Here is a 22,976-nt window from a genome sequence, read left to right as displayed (position 1 = left end):
AACAGGCGGCCTGAGCTAAAATTCCTGCGCCAGATTAAAGTAGAAACCCGCCTTTCCTTGCCGGTTAATTGACCCGCTGAACCGCACGACGAAGTTGTAATACGTCACCACATCCAGGCTCATACCCGTTCCCAGAAGCAGGCGATTGGCCAGTTTGCTCTGGTATTGTTCGGCTACCGTGCTGCTCACGTAACCCGCATCAGCAAAAGCGGTGATGTACGCGGCAATAGGAATTGTGTTGAACTGTCTGATGTGCAACCAGTTTAATTGCTTGACCGTGTTGAACAATTGATAACGGACGCTATTCCGCCAGATCGCCGATCGCTGTCCATCGATTACGTACAGTTCATAACCGCGCACCATTTCACTCGAACTGCCCAGTCCGCGCAGGTTAAAATAGGGCTGACGGGTAGGCCAGGATGAACGGCCACGAATGCTACCAGCCGCATAAAAACGACCGCCTAGGGGCCAGTAGCGCGTCATCGATGCCGCCAGTTCAAGGTAGCGAAAATTGTCGTTAGGTAGAATTCCCGACACTCCGATAACGCCACCGATTACGGTTCCCCGAAGTGGGTAAGACACGTTGTCGCGCCGATCATAGCGGTAGCTGTAGTTCATGCCCAGGTATTGCTGACGGGTACGACCATCCAGAAAATAATCCGGGTTCAGACGGGTGATGGTATCGGCAATTGTATTCCGGGTGTAGCGCGCTTCGAGAACGTGGTAATGATAGAGCCCCCGCCGGTTAGTGAGGATCAGACTCGCATAGGCGCGCTCCCGCAGTACCTGCTCATCGCGCACGTACACCCACTTGTCGGCCATCGTCCGATAGGGAATCTCTTTATTGGTAATGTAAGCCAGATCGACCCGAAGCCCGATTCGCTGCGCTTTGTCGATATAGGGTTTGGCGTATGACAGAACCGTTCGCTGCGAAAAACCCCGTTCAAAAATGACCTGGAGCTGGTCGTTATTGCCGGTCACATTTTTGTAGCTGAGTCGCCCCCCGTAGATGACCCGACGAAGGTCCCGACCCCGATCGTACCACCATTCATTAAAATTTCGGTCTGCCAGATCGAATACGGGATAGGCAATAATATACCACCGTTCTTTCATGGTAACCGTCAGATCAAGCAGGCCCAGTTGCGTCGAATCATCGGGGGTAACCTGTACCGTTGATACGTCTACCGTAACGAATAGATTGGTGTTGTTGATATTACGTTGATCCCACTCAACCCGTCCGGGCAGCTCACTCAACCGAATCGTATCGCCGACGTGCATCGTCATCTCTCGCAGAATAATCCGGTCACGCGTCCGAAAATTACCAGTAAGCGAAACGGAACGTACGATAACGGACCGTGCAGAGTCTGCCGGAGTAGTCGCCCATGCCAATTGGAAAGAAAAGAAAAAAGCCGTAAGCAGCAAAGTAACGGACAGCCGAGCGTTCGGGATCATGCTTGAAATTACGTCTTTTCAGAAAAATAAGCCAATATTTTCTCTGTATCCTGCTAACGTCTGTGTATTATTGTTGTTCATTCGTTAAAGCTACGGCCACCCTTAAAATTTACAGTACATGCAGACCGAAAAAATTCAGAAACCCACTGGCGTGACTAAGCCTTCGTTGAGTTTCTGGCAAGTCTGGAATATGAGTTTTGGCTTTCTGGGTATTCAATATGGTTTCGGTCTGCAACAAGCCAACATGAGCCCCATATTTCGGTATCTGCATGCCGACGAATCGGCAATCCCGGCCCTGTGGTTAGCCGGACCGATGACGGGCCTGCTGGTTCAGCCCATTATCGGGGCCATGAGCGACCGGACGTGGTCGGAGCGGTGGGGTCGGCGGAAACCGTTCTTTCTCATTGGGGCTCTTATCACCAGCATTGCGTTGGTCCTGATGCCCAATTCGTCCTCGCTCTGGATGGCCGCCAGCGTAATGTGGCTGCTCGATGCCGGGCTTAATGTATCGATGGAGCCATTCCGGGCATTCATCGGGGATAAGCTGAACGACAAACAACGTGATCTGGGCTTTGCCGTCCAGAGTTTCTTCGTCGGTTTCGGACAGACACTGGCAAATCTTATGCCCCGTATTCTGCCCCTGTTCGGCGTAACGATGGTCGCTGCCGGAGCCAATGGCATTCCCGATTTTGTCAAATACTCCTTCTACGTTGGTAGTGTAGCCGTGTTGGCGGCTGTTCTCTGGACCGTTTATACCACAAAAGAATACCCGCCGGAAGATATGGCCGCGTTTGAGCGTGAGAAGCGCGAAAGTGGTGGCCTGCTTCACGTCTTCTCCGAAGTAGGCACGGCCCTGCGCGAAATGCCAACCACGATGCGTCAACTCTGGTGGGTCAAGTTCTTCACCTGGTACGGACTTCCGCTCATGTGGCAGTATCTGTCGCTGGCCATTGCCCGCCATGCCTTCAATGCACCAACGCCGGAATCACCGGGTTTCGAAAAAGGGATTGAAGTGGGTAACGACTGCTTTGCCCTGTTCAACGTCGGCTGTTTTGGTATTTCATTCTTTCTGCCCGCCATTGCTGCTCGTATCGGTCGCCGGGCTACGCACGCTACTTTCCTGACCATCGGTGGTCTTGGCTTTCTGTCCATGCTGATTTCCAGCGACCGAAGTGCGTTTCTGATCGGTATGACTATGGTTGGCCTGGCCTGGGGGTCGATTCTGTCGATGCCGTACGTGCTTTTGTCGTCGTCAGTGCCGAAAGAGCGAATGGGTGTTTACATGGGAATTTTCAACGGATTTATCGTGATTCCCCAGATCATCAACATGATTACCATTCCGTTCCTGTACAAAAATGTACTCGGCAATGACCCGCTCAATGCGCTGATTTTGTGTGGTATCTGCCTGATTCTTGCTGCCGGAGCATGTTTTCTGGTCAAGGAGAATAAGCCGAGCGAAGATGCCGCCCTGCCCGTTCATCCGGGCGGAAATTAACCGTGCCGCTCTTTTTCGCAGGCTGTGGTTTACTTTGTTTTTTACATTTGCCATTCCAACCAGATGACTGCTGAACCAAACACCTCATTTGGTTGGGATGCTTTTTCTATGACGACTTCTCCCCGCCCCTACACTCTTCTCGCCGTTGGCGAATTACTGGCCGATCTGATTGGTCACCATGTTTCATCCAGTTTGCTCGACGCGCTGGACTTTAGACGATACCAAGGTGGAAGTCCGGCCAATATGGCGGCCAATATGGCCCGGCTGGGAAACAAAACGGCTATGGTCGCCTGCGTAGGGGCCGACAATATAGGTCTGTATCTGACGCGTGAGGTTGCCGAAGCGGGTGTCGATACTCAATTTATTACCAACGATCCATTGGAACCGACGAGTATTGTACTCGTGTCCCGAACGGCCGCTACGCCTGATTTCGTTGCTTACCGTCATGCCGACTGTCAGATCAAACCCAGCCAGATTCCGGATTCCCTCTTGGCGCAGGCACAATTGTTTCATACAACCTGCTTTGCGCTGAGTCGGCAACCCGCTCAAGCCGTCATTGTCGATGCGGCCAAACGTGCTCAGGCGGCTGGCTGTCAGGTAACGATCGATGCGAACTATGCGCCGAGTATCTGGCCCGACCGTGAACAGGCGTGGCAGGTGCTGGCCGATTATTGTTCGGCGGGTGCGCTGGTTAAACTGAGTGAGGATGATGCCGAACGGCTTTACGGCAAAAAACAGCCAACCGAACGCATTTTGAGCGATTTTCATACTATGGGCGCTTCGATGATCTGTTTCACGATGGGCCCGAATGGGAGCTTGGTTTCGTACGAGGGCGGTACTCAACAAGCGATCGTACCGGGTAAGAAAGTTGATGTTGTCGATGTTACGGGGGCAGGTGATGCGTACTGGGCGGGCTTTTTAACCGCTTTCGTTGATGGGCATACTCCGGAACAATGCGCTCGATCAGGTGCCACACTAGCGCACATGAAACTCGCCCGGCAGGGGCCACTTCCGCGTCAGGTTGACCGCAAATCATTATATCGTTGATCGGTAGCTAACCGTTGACTGACACGAACAATCCGAATGTGTTTAGGTCAGTCAACGGAGCTTATAAATTCCGAATGTATTTCTGGCCGCCGAGATACCGCATCTGTCGGGAGATCTGGCGTGTCCGTCGCACCACGTAGTTCGACGGATTTTTAATGGAAAACTGACGCGGATTCGGCAATACCGCAGCGATTCGGGCAGCTTCACTACGTGACAGCGTTGCGGCTGAGTGACCGTAAAACCGCTCCGACGCGGCTTCTACGCCAAAGGTCATCGGCCCGGTTTCGGCCACGTTCAGGTATACTTCCAGGATGCGCTTTTTTCCCCAGATCAACTCGATCAGCGCGGTAAAATACACTTCCAGCCCTTTGCGGATATAACTGCGTCCATTCCACAAAAATACGTTCTTCGCCACCTGCTGCGAAATCGTACTGGCCCCGCGAGGGCGTTTCCGCGTCTGGTTCTCTTTGATCGCATCCTGAATTTCGTCGAAATCGAACCCCCAGTGCGTTGGGAAATCCTGATCTTCTGACGCAACGACGGCCAAAGCCGCTTCCCTATTGATCTCGTCGTACGACTTCCATTTTTTGTACACATGACTACTCTCATCGGTTCCGAAGGTATCGACCCAGCGTGCCACAACTAATGGCGTTACCCAGACCGGTACGTATTTCAGAACGATTACGTAGCCAAACGATCCGAAAAATAACCACAGAAACGCTTTGATACAGAACCAGTAAATCCGTTCCAGCAGCGGACGTTCACGAATATACAGCCGTGCCTTCTGCCAACGTCCCCCCTTCTGTAGGCGCTGCGCCGATGAGTGGCCAGCTTTAGGCCGGGGTTGCTGCGGGGCAGTCCTGAATGCATTCGCGGGGCGCTGAGGAGTATTCATAAAAGCGATTCTAGTACGCGAAAATGATAGTTTTTCTAGTAGTGTGGACAAATTGGTTTCTCTTTTCTTCAGAAACCTATCTACCCGTCTGATCCAGTCAGCCTTCACTACCCGGCCTCCGTTTAACGTGAAAGAGGCCAGTCTCATTTTATAAATTGATACTCACTTTATTACATATTCTTTGCCAATTGCCAGCACCACTCGCAACGGTTCAATCAGCTTGCCGACGACAGCACGAATAATGGATGAACAACCCAACTTAAATGCCGGTAATCCTGTTAATTCTCTCAATCAGTCACGCAGGTGACTATCGCAAGTCATTGTACTTCGCGACCCTATTACGCTAGCTACTTATTCATGGATTTAATACCTTCTCCCCCACTCACCCGCGCTCAGGAGTCGCGCGTTGCTATTGAACGGTTGTACATCACGATGCGCCATTTATTTAACCGGGGGTTTTATAAACCGTCAGGCGTATCCGGCGAAGAGATCCGTCGGGCTCTCCTGACGCTCCAACCCGAAATCTACGGGCTGGTCGGTGACCCGCAACGGGTTGAACTGGATGGGCTGGTCTACGTGATGGACCGACTCCCCAAGGGCATTGAAGCCTGCCGGATTATTTCGCTGGCCTCCCGGGAAGGCTTCGAACATTCACACTTCCCGGTGCTGGTTCCCGCCAAACGCCGTCGCAACTGTTACCGGATCGATGACGAACAGATGGTGATTGAGGTAACGAATGGCCGCAGCGAAATCTACGACATTCTGACTCACCTAACATTCATGTTCATGGAAGCGGACAAAATCCGGCGCAACGCTTTTCAGGAACGTGGTAGCCGGACTCGTGAGTGGGAAAAACTGGAAGCCATCATTCAATCGGGCGGAACGGTATCGGACGACGAACGCGAACTGGCGCTGATGTACCTCAGCTCCATTTTGGGCCGCACGTTTGAAGAGACCCAGCGTGCCTACAACCGGTTTGCCGAAAATGCCGGTACGAACAACGGTCTGTTTCAGATCGTCTACAATCTGGGCAGCGTGTCGGTACGTGAAACGCGCGAGACCAATACAGCGCGCGAAATTAATTTCACGCCCATGCTTCGCGAACGGATCGGCCAACACCTCTACGGCGAACGCTGGGCAACCCGCATTAAACAGTACATCTGGGAACATAACCTACAGGATCGGCCCATTCACATTATCAGCGCCAACCCCCACAGCGTTATGAATTGTTTGTACGCACCCGGTGCGCTGGCCGAAACAACAACCTGGGATAATCTCTACGATCTGGCCCTGAAACTGAGTCTGCCCGCTCAACGCGAATCGCGAAAGCAAGTGATCAGCTACGCCAAGGAACACGGGATGCACATACTGGAAGACATCGCCGGAACCAGTTTGCTGGTGCAACTCATCGACACTGCTCGGCTGGACATAACAACGCTATCGTCGGAGATTACTCACGATCCCGAACACCTCAAGGCGACACAACCCTTGCTGCTGATCATGGATTATGCATTCGGTGAGCAGGCGTTTGAAACAATGGATGAGTTGTTGAAACCCTTCGAGCGGGGCGAAGAAATCATGCCGCTCAATGTGTCATCGATTTCGATCATCGGGAAAGCGGGTATCCTGACGGGCGAAAAAGGCGACCTGATGATTCCAACATCGCATATTTTTGAAGGCACCGCCGATAACTACCCGCTCGAAAACGATTTTTGCAAAGCGGACTTTGAGGGACATGGTCTTGGGGTCTACGAAGGTGCCATGATTACGGTGCTGGGAACATCGCTACAGAACAAAGACGTATTAAGCTATTTCCGGAGTTCGTCGTGGCAGGCAATTGGCCTCGAAATGGAAGGCGCTCATTATCAGAAAGCGATTCAGGCGCAGTCAAAAATACGCGATAGCATTTCAGCTACGGTGAAAGTGCGTTACGCCTATTATGCATCCGACAATCCGCTGCTCACCGGCGCTACACTGGCCTCCGGCAGTCTCGGCACGTTAGGGGTAAAACCTACATATCTGATCACCGTCAAATGCCTTGAGAAAGTGTTGACGTAGCGTGGACCGCTCGGGCGGCCCCGTTCCAGTCCGCAGGTTAACTTCATATATAATATAACTTGCGGACTGGAACGGGGCCGCCCGAGCGGTCCGCGTTACGCTAAAACGTGTGAATCCTCACGCATCACAGTGTATCCAGCTTCGCCAACAACCCCTGACAGTAAGTACGGCGCACGTATTGCTTTAGCCTAATAATGCTATTAATTAAAAAAATAGTAAAAATTCCTTATTATTTCTTTGTTGTTTAAAGGATTAAGCATAGATTTGAGCGCCGTAAAAACTAGATGAGTACTAAAAAAACTTCGCTAAAGGATATAGCGCAAAAAGCCGGTGTTTCAACCGCACTAGTGTCTTATGTTCTGAATGGAAAGGAGAAGGAGAGTCGGGTCGGTCAGGAAATTGCCCGCAAAATCAAACAAATTGCGACCGAACTCCATTACCAGCCCAATCACTTGGCGAAAAGTCTGCGCAGCGGAAAAACGCATACCATTGGACTGATCATTGCCGATATCTCGAACCCGTTTTTCGCCAATATAGCCAGGGTTGTTGAGGATGAAGCGAAGCGCAACGGGTATACTGTTATTATCGGCAGTTCGGACGAGAACGCTGATAAGTCACGGGATTTATTGAATGTACTGATAAACAGACAGGTCGATGGCTTCATCATTGTCTCATCCGAAAATTCGGAAGAACAGATTCTCGATCTAAAAGAAAAGAATATTCCTTTTGTTCTGTTAGACCGGTATTTTCCGGATATACAGACCGATTTTGTTTCTACCGATCATTATAAAGCATCGTATGAAGCCACTACCCACCTAATCGAAAATGGATACCAGCGGGTCGGCATGATCGCGTATGACTCGCAAATGTTCCACATGCAGGAGCGCATACGAGGGTATCAGGATGCGCTAGAAGCGGGCAGCCAGCATGTTCAAAAATCCTGGTTGAAAGTCGTTCGGATCGATACGATTGAGACCGGTGTCAGAACCGCTATCGATGAGTTGCTGAAAGCTGATTATCCGGTTGATGCGCTTCTATTTGCAACCTACAGTCTGGCTATCAATGGTCTGAAGTACATCAACACGCTACAGCTGAACGTACCTTCGGAACTGGCCATAGTCAGTTTTGGGCAAGCCGAAGTATTTGAGTTATACCATTGCCCGATAACCTATCTGAAGCAACCGATTGTGCTGCTGGGCCAGACAGCTATTGAGCTGTTAGTGAAGAAATTAGCTAATAACGTAACCGAACCCGCGCAGATTCTGATGAAAGCCGAACTAGTAGAGCGAGCGTCCTCTAAAACCAAAAAAGAAGGATCGACTTAAATTTAATCAATTGCTTAAACGATTAAGCGTACTCTTTTCAATTCCTCAATCAGCCAATGCAACGCAGATCCTTTCTCAAATCCTCCTTCATCAGTTCAGCCGCCATCTGGGCCGGTTTACCGCAAAGCATGGTTCAGGCTGCGCCAAAACTAAAGATTACTAAAATCAGGTACTACGCGGCCCCCGGTTACAACAAACCGCTCTTTAATCAGGCTCGTGGTATCGTTGAGATTCAGACCGATGGCGGTGTTGTCGGCATTGGTGAGGGCGGTTCCAAAGATATGATCGAACAGTGTGCCCAGATGATGATCGGCGAAGACCCGTTCCGCATCGAGCACATCTGGCAGAACGTGTACCGGGGTATGTTCTACCCGCCGGGCCGCGAAAAGCTTCACGCGCTGGGGGCGCTCGAAATGGCCTTGTGGGACATCAAGGGGAAAGCACTGGGCGTTCCCGTCTACGATTTGTTGGGCGGGGCTACGCGCGACTACGTTGAATGTTATGCAACCGGCTTTCGGGCGTCAAAAGCCAAAACGGAAGAAGAACGGGCGCGGGACTGTATCGAAGCGGGGCTGCGGGCTTATCGGATCGGGCCAACGGGTGGCAACGGGGAAGCCCCGTTTGACTTCTATGACAACGCCAAAAAGACGATTGAGTTATGTAAACGAATCGACGCGGCTGTGGGCGGTGGTGGCAAATGGGCCATTGATCTGCACACTCGCTTTGACACCACCGAGGGCATCAAAATCTGCAAAGCCCTTGAAAATCTGGAGCCTTACTTCGTTGAAGATATTGTTCGGTCTGAAAATCCGGATGTGTACAAAACGGTTCGCCAGATGACCACCGTACCCATTGCGGTGGGGGAACAATTCGGCGACCGCTGGGACAGCAACACGTTTATCGAACAACGCCTGATCGATTACACCCGCTTCACGCTCCCCAATACCGGTGGCATATCTGAGTTCAAAAAGCTGGCGTCCATGTGTGAAACGCACTACGTAGGCATGATTCCGCACTTCACGGGACCATTGGCAACGGCTACGCTCGTGCACGTACTGGGTTCCAGCAGTCCGATGCGCTGCCTGATGGAACTCGGTGGTGGGGAGCCGGAACGTCCTGCGTACTTCAATGAGGATTTCGTCAACTTCAAAAACGGCAAGCTTTACCTGAATCCGGAACCTGGCCTAGGGGTCAAATTCGACCCGAAGAAAGCAACCTTCGTTATGGAGGTCACCGCCAAAACGCAGTTTCCGCACCCAATCCTGAAAAGTCCCGACGGCGCGATACACAACTGGTAAGACCGCTCGCCAGTAACCTGAAGAAGAAGGCAGGACTGCTACCACGACCCGGATTTATCGCCGGGATGGGCAGTCGTTTCCGGAGCCGCCATAAAGTTACACTATACCAATAGTAATTAGTGATATAAGTAGTTGATTTTACCTCTTTTCCTTAACCCTATATCCTATTTCCATGAACAGAGCTCTAGTCTTTCTTCTTTTTCTGTGTCTGAGCGGTAGCCTGACACTAGCCCAGACGAACCGAATAACCGGGCAGGTCACCGGTCCCGACAAACAAGGGTTGCCAGGTGTAAACGTGCTGGTTAGCGGTACAACGATTGGCACAGCCACCGATGCGACTGGTAGTTACGCTATTAACGCTCCGGCAACGGCTTCGCTGGTTTTTTCATACATCAGCTACGTAAGTCAAACGGTTCCCATTAACAATCGCTCCGTTGTCAATGTGCAGATGGCTGAAGATGCGAAAGCCATCGACGAAGTGGTCGTTACGGCACTTGGCATCAAACGGGAATCAAAAACGCTGGGTTACGCAACGGCAACGGTCAATGCCGATCAGATTTCGACCAACCGGACGCCCAATTTTGTGAGCGGACTACAGGGCAAAATGGCGGGCGTGAATATTACCACGATGGGGACGGGACCAGCCGGAACGGCCAAAATCCGCATCCGTGGTCAGTCGTCGTTCAGTGGCCAGAACAACCCGCTGATCGTGGTGAACGGCGTACCGATCGACAATTCGAACTACTCACTGGGGGGCGATTTTGGCTCGCGTGCGGCCAACAATTCAGACGGTGGCGATGGGCTGAGTAGCATCAATCCCGACGACATTGAAACAATGACGGTGCTGAAAGGAGCCACGGCAGCTGCCCTCTATGGCTCACGGGCTAAAGATGGGGTTGTAATGATCACGACAAAAAGCCGGGGTACTGGCAAAGGCTTCGGCGTCACGTACAACACCAATTTCACCACCGATACACCGCTGGACTTTACTGATTTCCAGTATGAGTACGGGCAGGGCGAAGGCGGCAAACGACCAACTAGCCCGAACCCGACATCGGGCGTATGGAGCTTTGGCGAGAAGTTTCAGCCGGGCATGACGCAGATTCTGTTCGACAACAAAACGTATCCCTACGAGCCTGTCTACAATCGGGTAAAACAGTTCTACCGCGTGGGTACCAACTTCACCAACACCGTAACGGTAGCCAACAACGGGACAAATGGTGGTTTCAGCTTGTCGTTTGGCAACACCGACAACCGGGGTATTCTAGAGAATAACACCTTCAATCGCAAAGTGATCAACCTGGGTTTCAGCCAGAACATCAACAGCAAATTGACAGCCTCCGGAAATATCAACTACTCAAAAGAAAATAACATCAACCCGCCCCAACTGAACGCTCAGGATTTTTCGGTCTCGACAGTGGTGTTCACACTAGCCAATTCCATGCCGTTTCAGGCACTGCGGGACAATCAGACCTTACCTAATGGCGACGAGTTTGTGTTCTCTCGCTTTCTGGTGCGGAACAACCCGTACTATTCGATGAGCCATCACTTCGAGAACATCCGGCGCGACCGCTTATTTGGCAACGTTGCGCTCAAATATCAGTTCACGGACTGGCTCTATCTACAGGCACGAATTGCCCAGGATTTTTACATCCGCAACCAGGATTACAACATTCCGAACGGCTACGCGCCCATTGCCAAAGCACCCGTCGGCTTCGTAAACGGCTCATACACACAGGACGTTCGCCAGAACACCGAACGAAATCTGGACTTTATTCTGGGTGCCAACCGGACGTTCGGAAAAATTGGCGTCGACATAACCCTGGGTGGTAATGCCCGCTACGCCCGTAACGACTACAACAGCGTAACGGTCCAGGATTTTGTACAGCCGGGCTTGTATACGGTAGCCAATGGGCGGGTCAAAAATCCGATCTACGGGCTGGCAGAAAAGAAAATCAACTCCCTGTTCGGGGCTGCAACCCTCTCCTACCGGGACTATCTGTTCCTGAACGTAACGGCACGCAATGACTGGTTTTCAACGCTGGCCCCCTCTAACCGGAGCATCCTGTACCCATCGGTCACCGGTAGTTTCGTATTCTCCCAGGCGTTTGAGGCCCTGCCAGCCTGGTTGTCATTCGGAAAGGTGCGGGCGGCCTATGCGCAGGTCGGTTCCGACAACGTAGATCCCTATTCCAACGCGCTTTACTACCAGGTCGACAACAACGCCTTCGCCAATCCGTCGGGTCAGCTGGTGCCGGTAGGCGGCATTAATGCGACGCAGGTTCCCAATAAAAACCTGCGTCCGCTGCGCGTTCAGGAAGCGGAGGTTGGGCTGGAACTGAAGCTATTCAATAACAAGATCGGCTTTGACTTCACGTACTACCACAAAACAACCGACGATCAGATTCTGGCGGCTCAGATTTCCGATGCGTCGTCCTACACGACTAAGCTAATCAACGTAGGGCGCAGTCAGAACCAGGGGATCGAGATGTTATTAACATTTTCGCCCATCGTTACGCCGAAATTCCGGTGGGATGTTAGCGCCAACGTATCTTACAATACCTCAAAAGTGCTGCGCTTGGGGTTATCGCCCAATGATACCATCATCACGGCAAGCGGAGGTAGCGGCCGGGTGCTGAATCAGGTCGTCGGCAAACCCATCGGGCAATTGTACACCTTCACCTATCTGCGGGATGCCCAGGGTCGGCAGGTGTTCGATCAGAATAGCGGGATGCCTATGCGCAACAACACGCTGGTGAACGTGGGTAACGCCCTGCCAAGTTATTTCGGTGGCATCACCAACACGGTTTCCTATCAGGGCGTATCCCTTTCGTTCCTGATCGATTTCAAACTGGGCCACAAAATGATTGCGGGTCGTAACATCAACTACATGCGCCACGGCCTGTCGAAACGGACACTACCGGGACGGGATGTGGGCTACGTGATCGGGAACGGCGTTAATCCCAACGGGGAAATTAATCAGACACGCGCGGCTGTGCAACCGTTCTACGAATCGATCAACCCATTGGGTATCAACGAAGATTTCGTCAGCAATGCCGGTTTCTGGAAACTGCGGCAGCTTTCACTGGGCTACGATTTCACCTCCTTGCTACCCCAGAACCTCTTCATCAAAGGTCTGAAACTGAACGCCGTAGCCAACAACGTATTGATTATCAAGAAATGGACGGAGAACATGGACCCCGAAGAAGCGCTGGTTTCTTCAGATAACGCGGTGGGACTCGATTTCTGGCCGGGGCTGCCACCGACCCGCAGCATTGGCTTCAACCTGAACGTTCGATTCTAACCACGTTATCCGAAGAAACCATGAAAACCAAACTCATCTATACACTCGGGCTGCTCCTCTCGCTGAGTCTGCTTTCGGGCTGCGACCAGGGTTTTGACGAGATCAACACCAACAAGGTGGACCCAACCTCGCTGGCTCCGTCTCTGGTGCTCAATAAGGCCATTATCAACACCAACTACCTCGACGGATTTGGTACGCTGGGGATGCTGACCTACAACTTCGGTATCGTGCAGCAGATCATTACGCCGTATGGTAGCTCGCTGTCGGGCGCGAATTACGACCAGATCAACAGCAGTAATACCCCATTGGTCTGGCAGAATTTCTACCGCAACGTGCTCAAGCAACTGGTGTCGGTACTGGACCAAACCAAGAGCGATCCACTGCAAATCAATACCTACAACGCAGCCCGTATCTGGAAGGCGTACGTCTTCATGATCCTGACCGATACGTATGGCGATATTCCGTATTTTGAAGCAGGACAGGGGTACACGACGGAGATTATCACGCCCAAGTACGACGCGCAGCAGGACATCTACAAAGACATCCTGAAAGAACTCGACGAAGCTTCAGCTGCACTGACCACGACACAATCGGCGGTAGTGACCGATGTTCTGTACGGTGGCGATGTCGCGAAATGGAAAAAACTAGGCTATTCGTTCATGCTTCGGGCGGGGATGCGCCTGTCGAAAGTTGATCCCACGATGGCCGAAACGTACGTCAAAAAGGCCGTAGCCGGTGGAGTGTTCCAATCGAACGCCGACAATTCGGTTCTGCGCCACACGGCTATTTACAACAACTACATCGCCAACCACTTGGCGGCTCGCGAAAAGACGAACTTTTACCTTGCGGCCCCGTTCGTCGATTACCTGAAAGCCAACAACGACCCTCGCCTTTCCATTTTTGCCGTTCGCTACGTAGGGGCCAAAGGCGGTCAGGAACAGGTCTCGGCACGGGCATCGTCTGACCCGGCGGTACAGGTTGGCATGCCGATGGGGTACAACGACGTGTCGATCACGACGGTACTGGCTCAGAACAATGTGGCTAGTTTGTGGGACTTCTCACAGGTCAACCTGAACACTGTCCTCAAACTGGACGCGCCCGAATTTCACATCACCTACGCACAGACACAGTTCCTGCTGGCCGAAGCGGCCGTTCGGGGCTGGACGACGGGGACCGCAGCGGACTACTTTGCCAAAGGAATCCGGGCCAATCTGGAGCAAATGGCCTCGTACGGAGCAACCATTCCGGAAGCGAGTGTGCAAGCCTATCTCAACGCCCATCCGCTGGATGCGGCCAAAGCGCTGGACCAGATCAACACGCAGTACTGGGTGGCTTCATTCCTGGATGGCACCGAAGCATTTGCCAATTTCCGACGCAGCGGCTTTCCGGCCCTGAAGAAAAACCCGTACCCCGGTTCCGAGGTAAAGGGCGATTTCATCCGTCGCATGCCGTACCCGGACAGCGAGATTGTCGTCAATTCCGGTAAGCTGAACGAAGCCATCGCCCGGCAGGGACCGAATACGCTGGATACCCGCGTCTGGTGGGACAAAAAGTAGTTTTTTCTACGACAGGATTGACAGGATTAGGCTACCGAAAATTAATTCTGCTAATCATGTAAATTCTGTCAGAGAATAATTTATCAAATCAATTTATCTCAACCCTTTTCGCATGAATCAGCCTGATCAAAGTCGCCGTGATACGTTAAAAATGCTTGGTTTTGGCTCGTCAGCCGGCCTTATGGGCCTGTTTGGCGGCATGTCCACCGCCGAAGCGCGCGAACAGCAGGGCAAACCCCAGTACACCATCGGTGCCCCACCCGTCAGAATCAAAAGCGTCAAAGCCATTGCCACCGCTCCGCAAGGATCGAACCTCATCGTCGTCAAAGTGGAAACGACCGAGCCCGGACTGTATGGACTCGGCTGCGCTACTTTTACCCAACGGGCCGCTACCGTCGTGGTCGCGATCAACACCTACCTCAACGAATTCTGCGTTGGCAAAGATGTCGATAACATCGAAGACATGTGGCAATCGGCCTACGTCAGCTCCTACTGGCGCAACGGCCCCGTTCTGAACAATGCCCTTTCCGGACTCGATCAGGCCCTGTGGGACATTAAAGGAAAGCGGGCCAAAATGCCGGTTTATCAACTGCTGGGCGGTAAGGTTCGGTTCGCCATTCCCTGTTATACCCACGCGGGCGGCACCACGCCCGAAGCAACGGCCGACAGCGTCAAGAAGTTTATGGAGCAGGGCTTCAAGTACATCCGCATTCAGCAGGGTGGTTACGGTGGTGTTGGCAGCACGGTCGATAAGCCCGATTTCAAGGCTGCGGGTTTTGGCTACGAAGGCGACGCGTACATGAACGTGATGGGCTATCTCAAATCAGTCCCCAAGATGTTTAACGTGGTGCGCAAAGAGTGCGGGGAAGAGATCGAACTGCTCCACGATGTGCACGAACGGGTGCAACCCATGGAAGCCATCAACATGATCAAGCAGGTGGAAGAGTATCGACCGTTCTTCATCGAAGATCCCTTCTCGCCCGAAAATATGAAGTGGTTCGCGCAACTGAGGCAGACCACAACGGTGCCAATTGCGATGGGCGAGTTGTTCAATAACATCAATGAGTTTAAGGAGCCGATGGCCAACCAGTGGTTCGACTACATCCGCATTCACGTTTCCCAGATTGGCGGCATCACCCCCGCCATGAAGGTGGCCCGCCTGGGTGAATGGTTCAACGTTCGCACAGCCTGGCACGGCCCCGGCGATGTGTCGCCGGTGGGGCACGCGGCTCATGCCCACATTGATCTGGCCGTCTGGAATTTTGGTATTCAGGAAGCGGTGGCCTTTTCGGATAAGACTAAAGACGTATTCAGTGGCTGCCCCACGATGGATAAAGGATATATGTCGGTCAACGAAGTGCCGGGGTTAGGCGTGGACATTAATGAAAAGGAAGCGGCCAAATACCCCATCACTACCAAATCCAACTGGCAGGTGCGCAAAATGGACGGGACCATCATCCGGCCGTAAAACATGTAGAGACCGGTCGGAATGCCGCATCACCGCCGGTGCGGCAATCCCTTGCGGCTCATGACCGGATGGCAATTGACCGGATGGTTTTTGCTAATACACCAATTGCTGACGCAAAGGAGACGCAAGGGATTGCGTCTCTACAAATCCTAATCCTTATGAAATCACCGTCCAGAAAAAACGGCATATCACGCCGTTCTGCCCTACAATCCGTGCTGGGCATTGCGGGCATGGGATCGATGGTCCTGCCAAAAACGTCGTATGCCGCCAGTCCCGGCCACTTTGCCGATTACAGCAAAGTAAAGATTACCAAGCTTGAAACGTTCCTGGTCAAACCCCGGTGGATTTTCCTGAAAATACACACCGACGTTGGGGTACATGGTTTGGGCGAACCGCTGCTGGAAGGTCGGGCGCTGACCATTCAAACGGCCATCAAGGAGGTAGAACCCTATTTAATCGGGAAAGATCCACGTCAGGTCGTTCACCACTGGCAGGCCATTTACCGGCACGCGTTCTATCGGGGTGGTCCCATTCTAACCAGTGCGCTAAGCGGCATCGACCATGCACTGTGGGACATCAAGGGTAAGCTGCTGAACGTACCCGTCTATGAACTGCTGGGTGGCCCAACCCGCGATCGCGTTCGGGTGTACGGTCGGGCCAGCAATGCCGAAGACATGAAAAAACGGAAGGCCGAAGGCTTCACCGTCATCAAAACCGGCGTTGCGCATAAGAACCCGGCCAACATTGTCGAAAACCCACAATTCATTAAACACGCGGTCGACAATTTTGCGTCGTTGCGCGAGGCAGGTGGACCGGAGATGGACATTGCCATCGACTTCCACGGAAACATTTCACCCCAGACGGCCAAGGTGCTGATCAAACAACTGGAGCCGTTTCAACCCATGTTCGTTGAGGAACCCTGTCAGGCGCAGAACGTGGATGTGATGGTCGACATTGCGCGGGGTACGCACCTGCCCATTGCAACCGGTGAGCGGATTTTCACAAAATGGGGCTTTCGCGAGATTCTCGAAAAAGGAGCCGCCAGCATCGTTCAGCCTGACCTCTGCCACGCGGGTGGCATTACGGAAGGCCGCCTGATCGCAGGGATGGCCGAAGCCTATTATGTCCCGATTGCCCCTCATAATCCGATGGGGCCAATCTCTCTGGCCGTCGGGCTCAATCTGGCCGCCAGCGTGCCCAATTTCCTCGTTCAGGAGCAGGTTTCACTGGGCGAAGGCTACCTCAAGAACCCGTTCAAACTACAGAGCGACGGAACAGTACTAATTCCTAAAGGCCCCGGTCTGGGTGTGGAACTGGACGACGCCCTGATGAAGGACAAAATCGGTCACGACTGGAAAAATCCGGAGGTCTACAACGCCCTCGATGGTTCCGTAGTGGACTGGTAGTTCGCTGTAACGCGGGTGGGAACCCGCGATTTATCTCAACTAATCGCGGGTTCCCACCCGCGTTACATCAATCGTATTCCTTTATTCTTTAATAATCCCGTACACATGAGAAAAATTGTAAAACTCTTCGTTTTACTGCTGCTTCTGGGGCAAAGCTATGTCTTTGCGCAGACTGCCAGAGTGACCGGTAAAGTTACCGGTCCAGACAATCAGGGGCTCCCCGGTGTGAACGTGCAGGTGAGCGGCACGACCATAGGCACCTCCACCGATGCATCAGGCAACTTCGCGCTGAATGCCGCCGGTACATCGTCGCTGGTGTTCTCGACGATCGGCTACGTTGGTCAAACGGTCCCGGTGAATGGCCGCGCGGTGATCAATATTCAGCTGGCCGAAGATCAGAAAACGCTGAATGAAGTGGTGGTCGTTGGGTACGGTACGCAGCGCAAATCGGACGTAACCGGTGCCCTGACCGCCATTTCGACCAAGGAATTTGCCCAGCAACCCGTTACCCGACTGGATCAGGTACTGCAAGGGCGGGCTGCGGGTGTGCAGGTAAGCCAGACCAATGGCGCACCCGGTGGCGATGCCAAGGTCCGGATCAGAGGTGCCAACTCCGTACTGGGAAACAACGATCCCTTATATGTCATCGATGGTTTTTTAGGGGCGAACTTTAACTACGTAAACCCGAGTGACATCGAAACCATTCAGGTACTGAAGGATGCCGCTTCGACCTCCATTTATGGTAGCCGGGGAGCAAACGGCGTTGTGATCATCACCACCAAGAAAGGAGCGAAAGGCCTAAAAGTCAACTACGAAGGCCAGTTCAGCACGTCGGAGGTGATCAAAAAATACGACGTACTGCCAGCTGGCGAGTTTGCCGAAATTGTCAATGCCCGATCGACCGCTGTTGGGACTACCCCACCGTTTACTACCGATCAGATCGCTCAGTTCAAGCAAAATGGCGGCACCGACTGGCAGAGCCTGGTCTTCCGGAACGGATCTGGTCAGCAACACCAGCTCACCCTGTCGGGCGGTAGCGAAAAAACGACCTTCATGGTGTCAGGTAATTATTTAGACCAGAATGGCATCGTCAACAACAGCGGGTTCAAGCGGTACATCCTGCGCACGAATCTGAACACGCAGGTGAACGACAAGCTGTCATTTCGCCTGAACTTGTGGGGAACGCAAACCAAGAACCATAACACGCTCGACGGAGGAGCTATTGTGCAGGCACTGGCCTGGGCACCGACCACGCCGGCCTACGGAACCGACGGGCAACCAACGTTTACGGACCCCATTGGTTCCGTTTATCGCAATCCGCTGGATTATCTGTACGATCAGTCGGTCGATCAAAACCGGAGCAGTCTTAATGTCAACGCGGGTTTGAATTATAAACTACCCATCAAAGGGCTGTCGATCGATTTGCAGTATGCCGTCAATTATCTGAATGCGCAAAACCTGAGTTTGACGGGCAAGCGGCTCTCGAACAACGTGCCATCGGCAAGCCGGTATTCATCGGAGCAATTAACGCTGCAAAACACGAATAATCTGAACTACGACCTCAAGGTCGGCAACCACTCGATCAACGCAGTTGCCGTTCTGGAAACCCAGCAGTTTACGGATCGGAACTTTACCGCCAGTGCGTCGGGTTTGCGGTTTCCCCAATTAGGCTACGATAATCTTGGCCTTAACACAGCCGCCACCGTGGCATCGGGTTACCAGAAGTGGACGATTTTTTCGTTGCTGGGCCGTGTAAACTACGGGTTTAAGGATAAATACCTGGTTACGGCGGCTGTTCGTCGGGATGGGTCGTCGAAGTTTGCCACAGGCAACAAATACAGCGTTTTTCCGTCGGTGGCGCTGGGCTGGCGGTTATCGGAAGAGGAATTTATCAAAAAACTTAATGTATTCAGCAACCTCAAACTCCGGGGAAGCTGGGGTATGACGGGTAGCCAGGCGCTAGGTGCCTATTCGACCATATCGACGTATAGCACCGCCCAGGTCGCTTACAATAACTCAGCCGCTACAGCGGGGGTACTGCTGGGTAACCCAGGCAATCCAAACCTCAAATGGGAAACGACCAGGCAGACGGATGTGGGCCTTGAAATGGAGTTTCTGAATGGTCGGTTACACATCGAAGCGGATTATTTTAAGAAAAACACATCGGACCTGCTGCTGAACGTGGCGATCCCAAGCTATGCCGGTGGGGGTACACAGGCCCGGAACGTGGGGGAGGTCGAAAATAAAGGATTTGAATTCTCGATCGGTGGTACCCCCCTGATCGCCGGCAGCTTCCGCTGGGAGACGAATCTGAACGTGTCGACGTTACAAAATAAAGTACTCGATCTGGGCGGTTATCCAAGGCTTGGCACAGGTACGGGCGTCGGTGGCGGTATGTCCACAACGAACGAGTTTATGCTGATACCGGGTGAGCCACTGGGGTCGTACTGGGGGCTAAAGTACCTGGGCACCTGGAAACCGAACGAAGCCGATGCGGCCGCCAAGCAGGGTCGCGTACCGGGTGATCCGCATTACCAGGACCTCAACGGCGACAATACCATCACAACGGATGACTTCCAGATTATTGGCCGGGCGTTTCCGAAAGCGACGGGCGGCTGGAATAACACCTTCTCGTACAAAGGGCTGACACTGAACGTCTTCTTCAACGCTGTTTTCGGTGTCGACAAGCTCAACTACACGCGGGCAGCCGCGATGTCGGGGGCGGGTGACGCCCGGCAGTTCATTCTGTCTGAAATCCGTGATTACTATCGGTCAGGGAATGAAACGTCTGACGTACCGGCCTTTACGAAAACCTACCAGCCCTTTACGCAGTCGAGTCGGTTCATCGAAGATGGCAGCTTCGTTCGGCTGAAAAACGTTAGTCTGTCGTACAACGTGCCAACGAGTTTCATCAACAGCAAAGCCACTATCCGGGTATTTGCGAGCGCGACAAACCTGTTGACGATCACGAACTACAAAGGTCCCGATCCAGAATCGGCCCGAGTAGGTTCGGGCACCGACACCGCCATCGGCATTGATTATGGTTCCTATCCAAACGCCAAACAGTATACGCTCGGTATCAACCTGGGCTTCTAAACCCCTTCGATAAATCATGAAAAAACTAGCACTATTTGGACTGGCGGCTCTGCTCATGGCAGGCTGCAAAGGCTACCTCGAAGAAGATACAACCGGCCTGTTGTACGGTGGTAACGTGCTCTCAACGCAGGACGGCCTGGAGTCGGCACTAACGGGCGCTTACCGGGGCCTGGGCACCCAGTGGACCTACGGGTTCCTGCACCCTTCGGCCAACGCTGCCGTGCTGGGTGCCGACGACGTAACAACGCACCCGGCCAGTAACAAAGCGGACTGGCGTGAATTTGACCAGTTCAACGTATCGACCACAAACCAACGGTCGGGAGCCGTTTATAATGGTTGCTACAAAGCCATTCAGGGTGCCAACAACGTGATCAATAACTACGCAAAAACGGTTGGAACGAAAGCGACCATCGATATTATTGCGGGCGAAGCGTACTTCATTCGTGGCTTTTCTTATTATTGGCTGACCCGGTTCTACGGCAGCATTCCACTGGTCACGGCGGGCGAATATTCGGCGGATCTGCTCACCATCAAGAAGTCGACACCAGCGGAGGTATACGCACTGATTGTCGAGGATTTGAAGAAAGCCGAAACCATGCTCCCCAATACCCGACGCGATCCAGGTCGGCCTAACGCGGGTTCAGCAAAGGCGTTTTTGGCCGATGTGTACCTGACAATGGCCGGCTGGCCGCTTAAGCAAACCGCCAACTACGATCTGGCGGCTGCGAAGGCCAAAGAAGTGATTGACAATCGCTCGACGTATGGCTTCTCGCTGATGTCATCGTTTGCGGCTGTTTTCGACAACGACCCGGCAGTGGCTAGTATTCCGGAATCGGTGTTTCAGATCAACGGCTTTACGGGCGGTAGCGGTACGGCCAATGCGACCTACGGCAACACCACGATGCCAGGCGAAGAAGGGGGCTGGGATGATATGTTCGCCGAGCTTAACTTCTTTAAAAACTTCCCCGCAGGACCCCGTAAGGACGCGACCTTCCGCACGCAGTTCGGTTTGGGCGCGACTACAATTCCCTGGGAACAAAGCCTGACAAAACATCCCTACTACAAAAAATGGTACATCAAAGGAAACATCGTAACGTCCAGTATTTCACTGCCCACGGTCATGATGCGTTACCCGCACGTGTTGACCATTTATGCCGAAGCGAAAGCCCGTGGTACGGGTGGTCCCGATCAGGCAGCGTATGATGCGCTGAATCAGGTTCGTTCGCGCGGCTTACCGACCGGCACCAAAATACTGGCACCGGGTGATGGCCTGACGGCAGCCCAATTTGCTGATGCTGTCGTGCAGGAACGGGCCTGGGAATTTGCCTGCGAACGGACCCGCTGGTTCGACCTGGTCCGGCTCGAAAAAGTCGAAGAAGCCAATGCCGCCAAAAGTGCGGATGATCTTCAACCGATCAAGGCGATCACGAAAGCAAATTACTGGTTTCCACTTCCGTACACCGATACGTCGATTAATCCGAACCTGAACTAACCGGCATTGCGGGCTTTAGTCCGTCTTAACGCACCAACCGGCTGTTTAAGACGGGCTGAAGCCCGTGATACCAAAACCCATACGACGTTGAAAAAGGCACTTCTCGCGACCTTCGTAGTTGTCGGCTTGTCCAGCACCAGACTTCCAGTAGCCGAGTGGCCGGAGGCCGCGCTTTCCAATGGACTTATTCAAACAACACTGTATCTGCCCGACGCCAGCCAAGGTTACTACCAGGGAACCCGCTTCGACTGGTCGGGAGCGTTCAAAAACCTGACCTACAAAGGCCACAGCTTCATTGAACCGTGGTTTGACAACTACGACCCCAAGTTACACGATGCGATCAGCGGCCCCGTAGAAGAGTTTACACCACTGGGTTACACCGATGCGAAACCCGGCGATACGTTCGTAAAAATAGGCGTCGGTACACTCCGTAAACCCGACGACAAAGCCTATGCCTTCGCGAAATACTACGACATAGTGAATCAGGGGACCTGGAACGTAAAACAGCACAAGGATCGTAAAGCCACCGTTGCGGTTGACTTTACGCATGAACTTACCGACCCAACGGGCTATGGGTATCGTTACACGAAAACCGTCCGGCTGACTAAAGGTAAACCCGAACTGGTGTTGGAACACCGCCTGACAAATACCGGCCAATTACCCATCGAGACGAGCACGTACGACCACAATTTCTTCATCATCGACAAACAGCCCACAGGTCCGACTGTAGTAACTCGGTTCCCATTCGAGGTAACAGCGGAGGGGAAAGGATTCGGCAGTGTCATTCTGCCGCAAGGCAACCATCTCGTGTATGCGCGTGAACTGGCCAAAAAAGAGCAGGTGTTCAGCGCTGGTCTGAACGGATTCGGACCCACCGCCACGGACTACGACATTCGTATCGAGAATCAGAAAACGGGCGCGGGCGTGCACATCACCGGCGATCAGCCCTTGCAAAAACTAGTGTACTGGGCCTGTGCGACAACCTCTTGCCCAGAGCCGTATATCCACTTAATGGCCGCTCCCGGTCAGGAAATAAAGTGGACGATCAAGTACGAATTCTACGAAAAAACGAAGTAACAAACGT

Annotated in this window: 14 protein-coding genes; 12 read left to right on the top strand and 2 right to left on the bottom strand. The window is 52.9% G+C overall.

What is annotated here, in order from left to right; translation table 11 throughout:
• Positions 1–15: 15 nt before the first annotated feature.
• Positions 16–1,452 carry a BamA/TamA family outer membrane protein gene (locus GK091_RS24020; protein ID WP_164042807.1) on the bottom strand — a complete coding sequence of 479 codons (1,437 nt, stop codon included), beginning with the start codon at positions 1,450–1,452 and terminating at the stop codon, positions 16–18.
• A 118-nt stretch (positions 1,453–1,570) separates the two neighbouring features.
• Here GK091_RS24020 and GK091_RS24015 point away from each other — a divergent pair, with 118 nt between their 5' ends.
• Positions 1,571–2,947 (top strand): MFS transporter, encoded by a 1,377-nt coding sequence (locus tag GK091_RS24015; RefSeq protein WP_164042806.1) that lies wholly within the window; start codon positions 1,571–1,573, stop codon positions 2,945–2,947.
• Between the two features lie 108 nt (positions 2,948–3,055).
• Positions 3,056–3,994, top strand: coding sequence for a carbohydrate kinase family protein (locus tag GK091_RS24010; protein WP_164043040.1), 939 nt, complete (start codon positions 3,056–3,058; stop codon positions 3,992–3,994).
• A 61-nt stretch (positions 3,995–4,055) separates the two neighbouring features.
• On the opposite strand, the gene mtgA is transcribed toward GK091_RS24010, so the two are convergent.
• A complete protein-coding gene (gene mtgA / locus GK091_RS24005; protein ID WP_164042804.1) occupies positions 4,056–4,889 on the bottom strand; it encodes a monofunctional biosynthetic peptidoglycan transglycosylase in 834 nt (277 codons plus the stop codon).
• A 357-nt stretch (positions 4,890–5,246) separates the two neighbouring features.
• Between mtgA and GK091_RS24000 the strand changes: the two genes are divergently transcribed.
• From GK091_RS24000 to GK091_RS23955, 10 genes are all read left to right on the top strand, one after another.
• Positions 5,247–6,947, top strand: a complete 1,701-nt coding sequence (locus tag GK091_RS24000; RefSeq protein WP_164042802.1) for a DUF6909 family protein — start codon at positions 5,247–5,249, stop codon at positions 6,945–6,947.
• A gap of 284 nt (positions 6,948–7,231) precedes the next feature.
• Positions 7,232–8,272: a LacI family DNA-binding transcriptional regulator gene (locus GK091_RS23995; RefSeq protein WP_164042799.1), complete on the top strand. Its 1,041-nt coding sequence runs from the start codon at positions 7,232–7,234 to the stop codon at positions 8,270–8,272.
• Between the two features lie 56 nt (positions 8,273–8,328).
• On the top strand, positions 8,329–9,570 hold the full coding sequence (locus tag GK091_RS23990; RefSeq protein ID WP_164042797.1) for a mandelate racemase/muconate lactonizing enzyme family protein: 1,242 nt from the start codon (positions 8,329–8,331) through the stop codon (positions 9,568–9,570).
• 172 nt (positions 9,571–9,742) lie between these two features.
• Positions 9,743–12,874 carry a SusC/RagA family TonB-linked outer membrane protein gene (locus GK091_RS23985; RefSeq protein ID WP_164042795.1) on the top strand — a complete coding sequence of 1,044 codons (3,132 nt, stop codon included), beginning with the start codon at positions 9,743–9,745 and terminating at the stop codon, positions 12,872–12,874.
• A gap of 20 nt (positions 12,875–12,894) precedes the next feature.
• Positions 12,895–14,430 (top strand): SusD/RagB family nutrient-binding outer membrane lipoprotein, encoded by a 1,536-nt coding sequence (locus GK091_RS23980; protein ID WP_164042793.1) that lies wholly within the window; start codon positions 12,895–12,897, stop codon positions 14,428–14,430.
• Between the two features lie 112 nt (positions 14,431–14,542).
• Entirely contained in the window at positions 14,543–15,898 is a 1,356-nt protein-coding gene (locus GK091_RS23975) for an enolase C-terminal domain-like protein (protein ID WP_164042792.1), read from the top strand.
• A 158-nt stretch (positions 15,899–16,056) separates the two neighbouring features.
• The gene (gene dgoD / locus GK091_RS23970) at positions 16,057–17,304 is read left to right on the top strand and encodes a galactonate dehydratase (RefSeq protein WP_164042790.1); all 1,248 of its coding nucleotides are present in this window, start codon (positions 16,057–16,059) and stop codon (positions 17,302–17,304) included.
• Positions 17,305–17,409: 105 nt separating this feature from the next.
• Positions 17,410–20,400: a SusC/RagA family TonB-linked outer membrane protein gene (locus GK091_RS23965; RefSeq protein WP_164042788.1), complete on the top strand. Its 2,991-nt coding sequence runs from the start codon at positions 17,410–17,412 to the stop codon at positions 20,398–20,400.
• Positions 20,401–20,416: 16 nt separating this feature from the next.
• The gene (locus tag GK091_RS23960; protein WP_164042786.1) at positions 20,417–21,892 is read left to right on the top strand and encodes a RagB/SusD family nutrient uptake outer membrane protein; all 1,476 of its coding nucleotides are present in this window, start codon (positions 20,417–20,419) and stop codon (positions 21,890–21,892) included.
• An 87-nt stretch (positions 21,893–21,979) separates the two neighbouring features.
• A complete protein-coding gene (locus tag GK091_RS23955; RefSeq protein ID WP_164042783.1) occupies positions 21,980–22,969 on the top strand; it encodes a hypothetical protein in 990 nt (329 codons plus the stop codon).
• Positions 22,970–22,976: the final 7 nt, after the last annotated feature.

This window comes from Spirosoma agri (assembly GCF_010747415.1).
In the GTDB taxonomy this organism is placed as follows: domain Bacteria; phylum Bacteroidota; class Bacteroidia; order Cytophagales; family Spirosomataceae; genus Spirosoma; species Spirosoma agri.
This window is presented reverse-complemented; position numbering and strand designations above follow the sequence as displayed.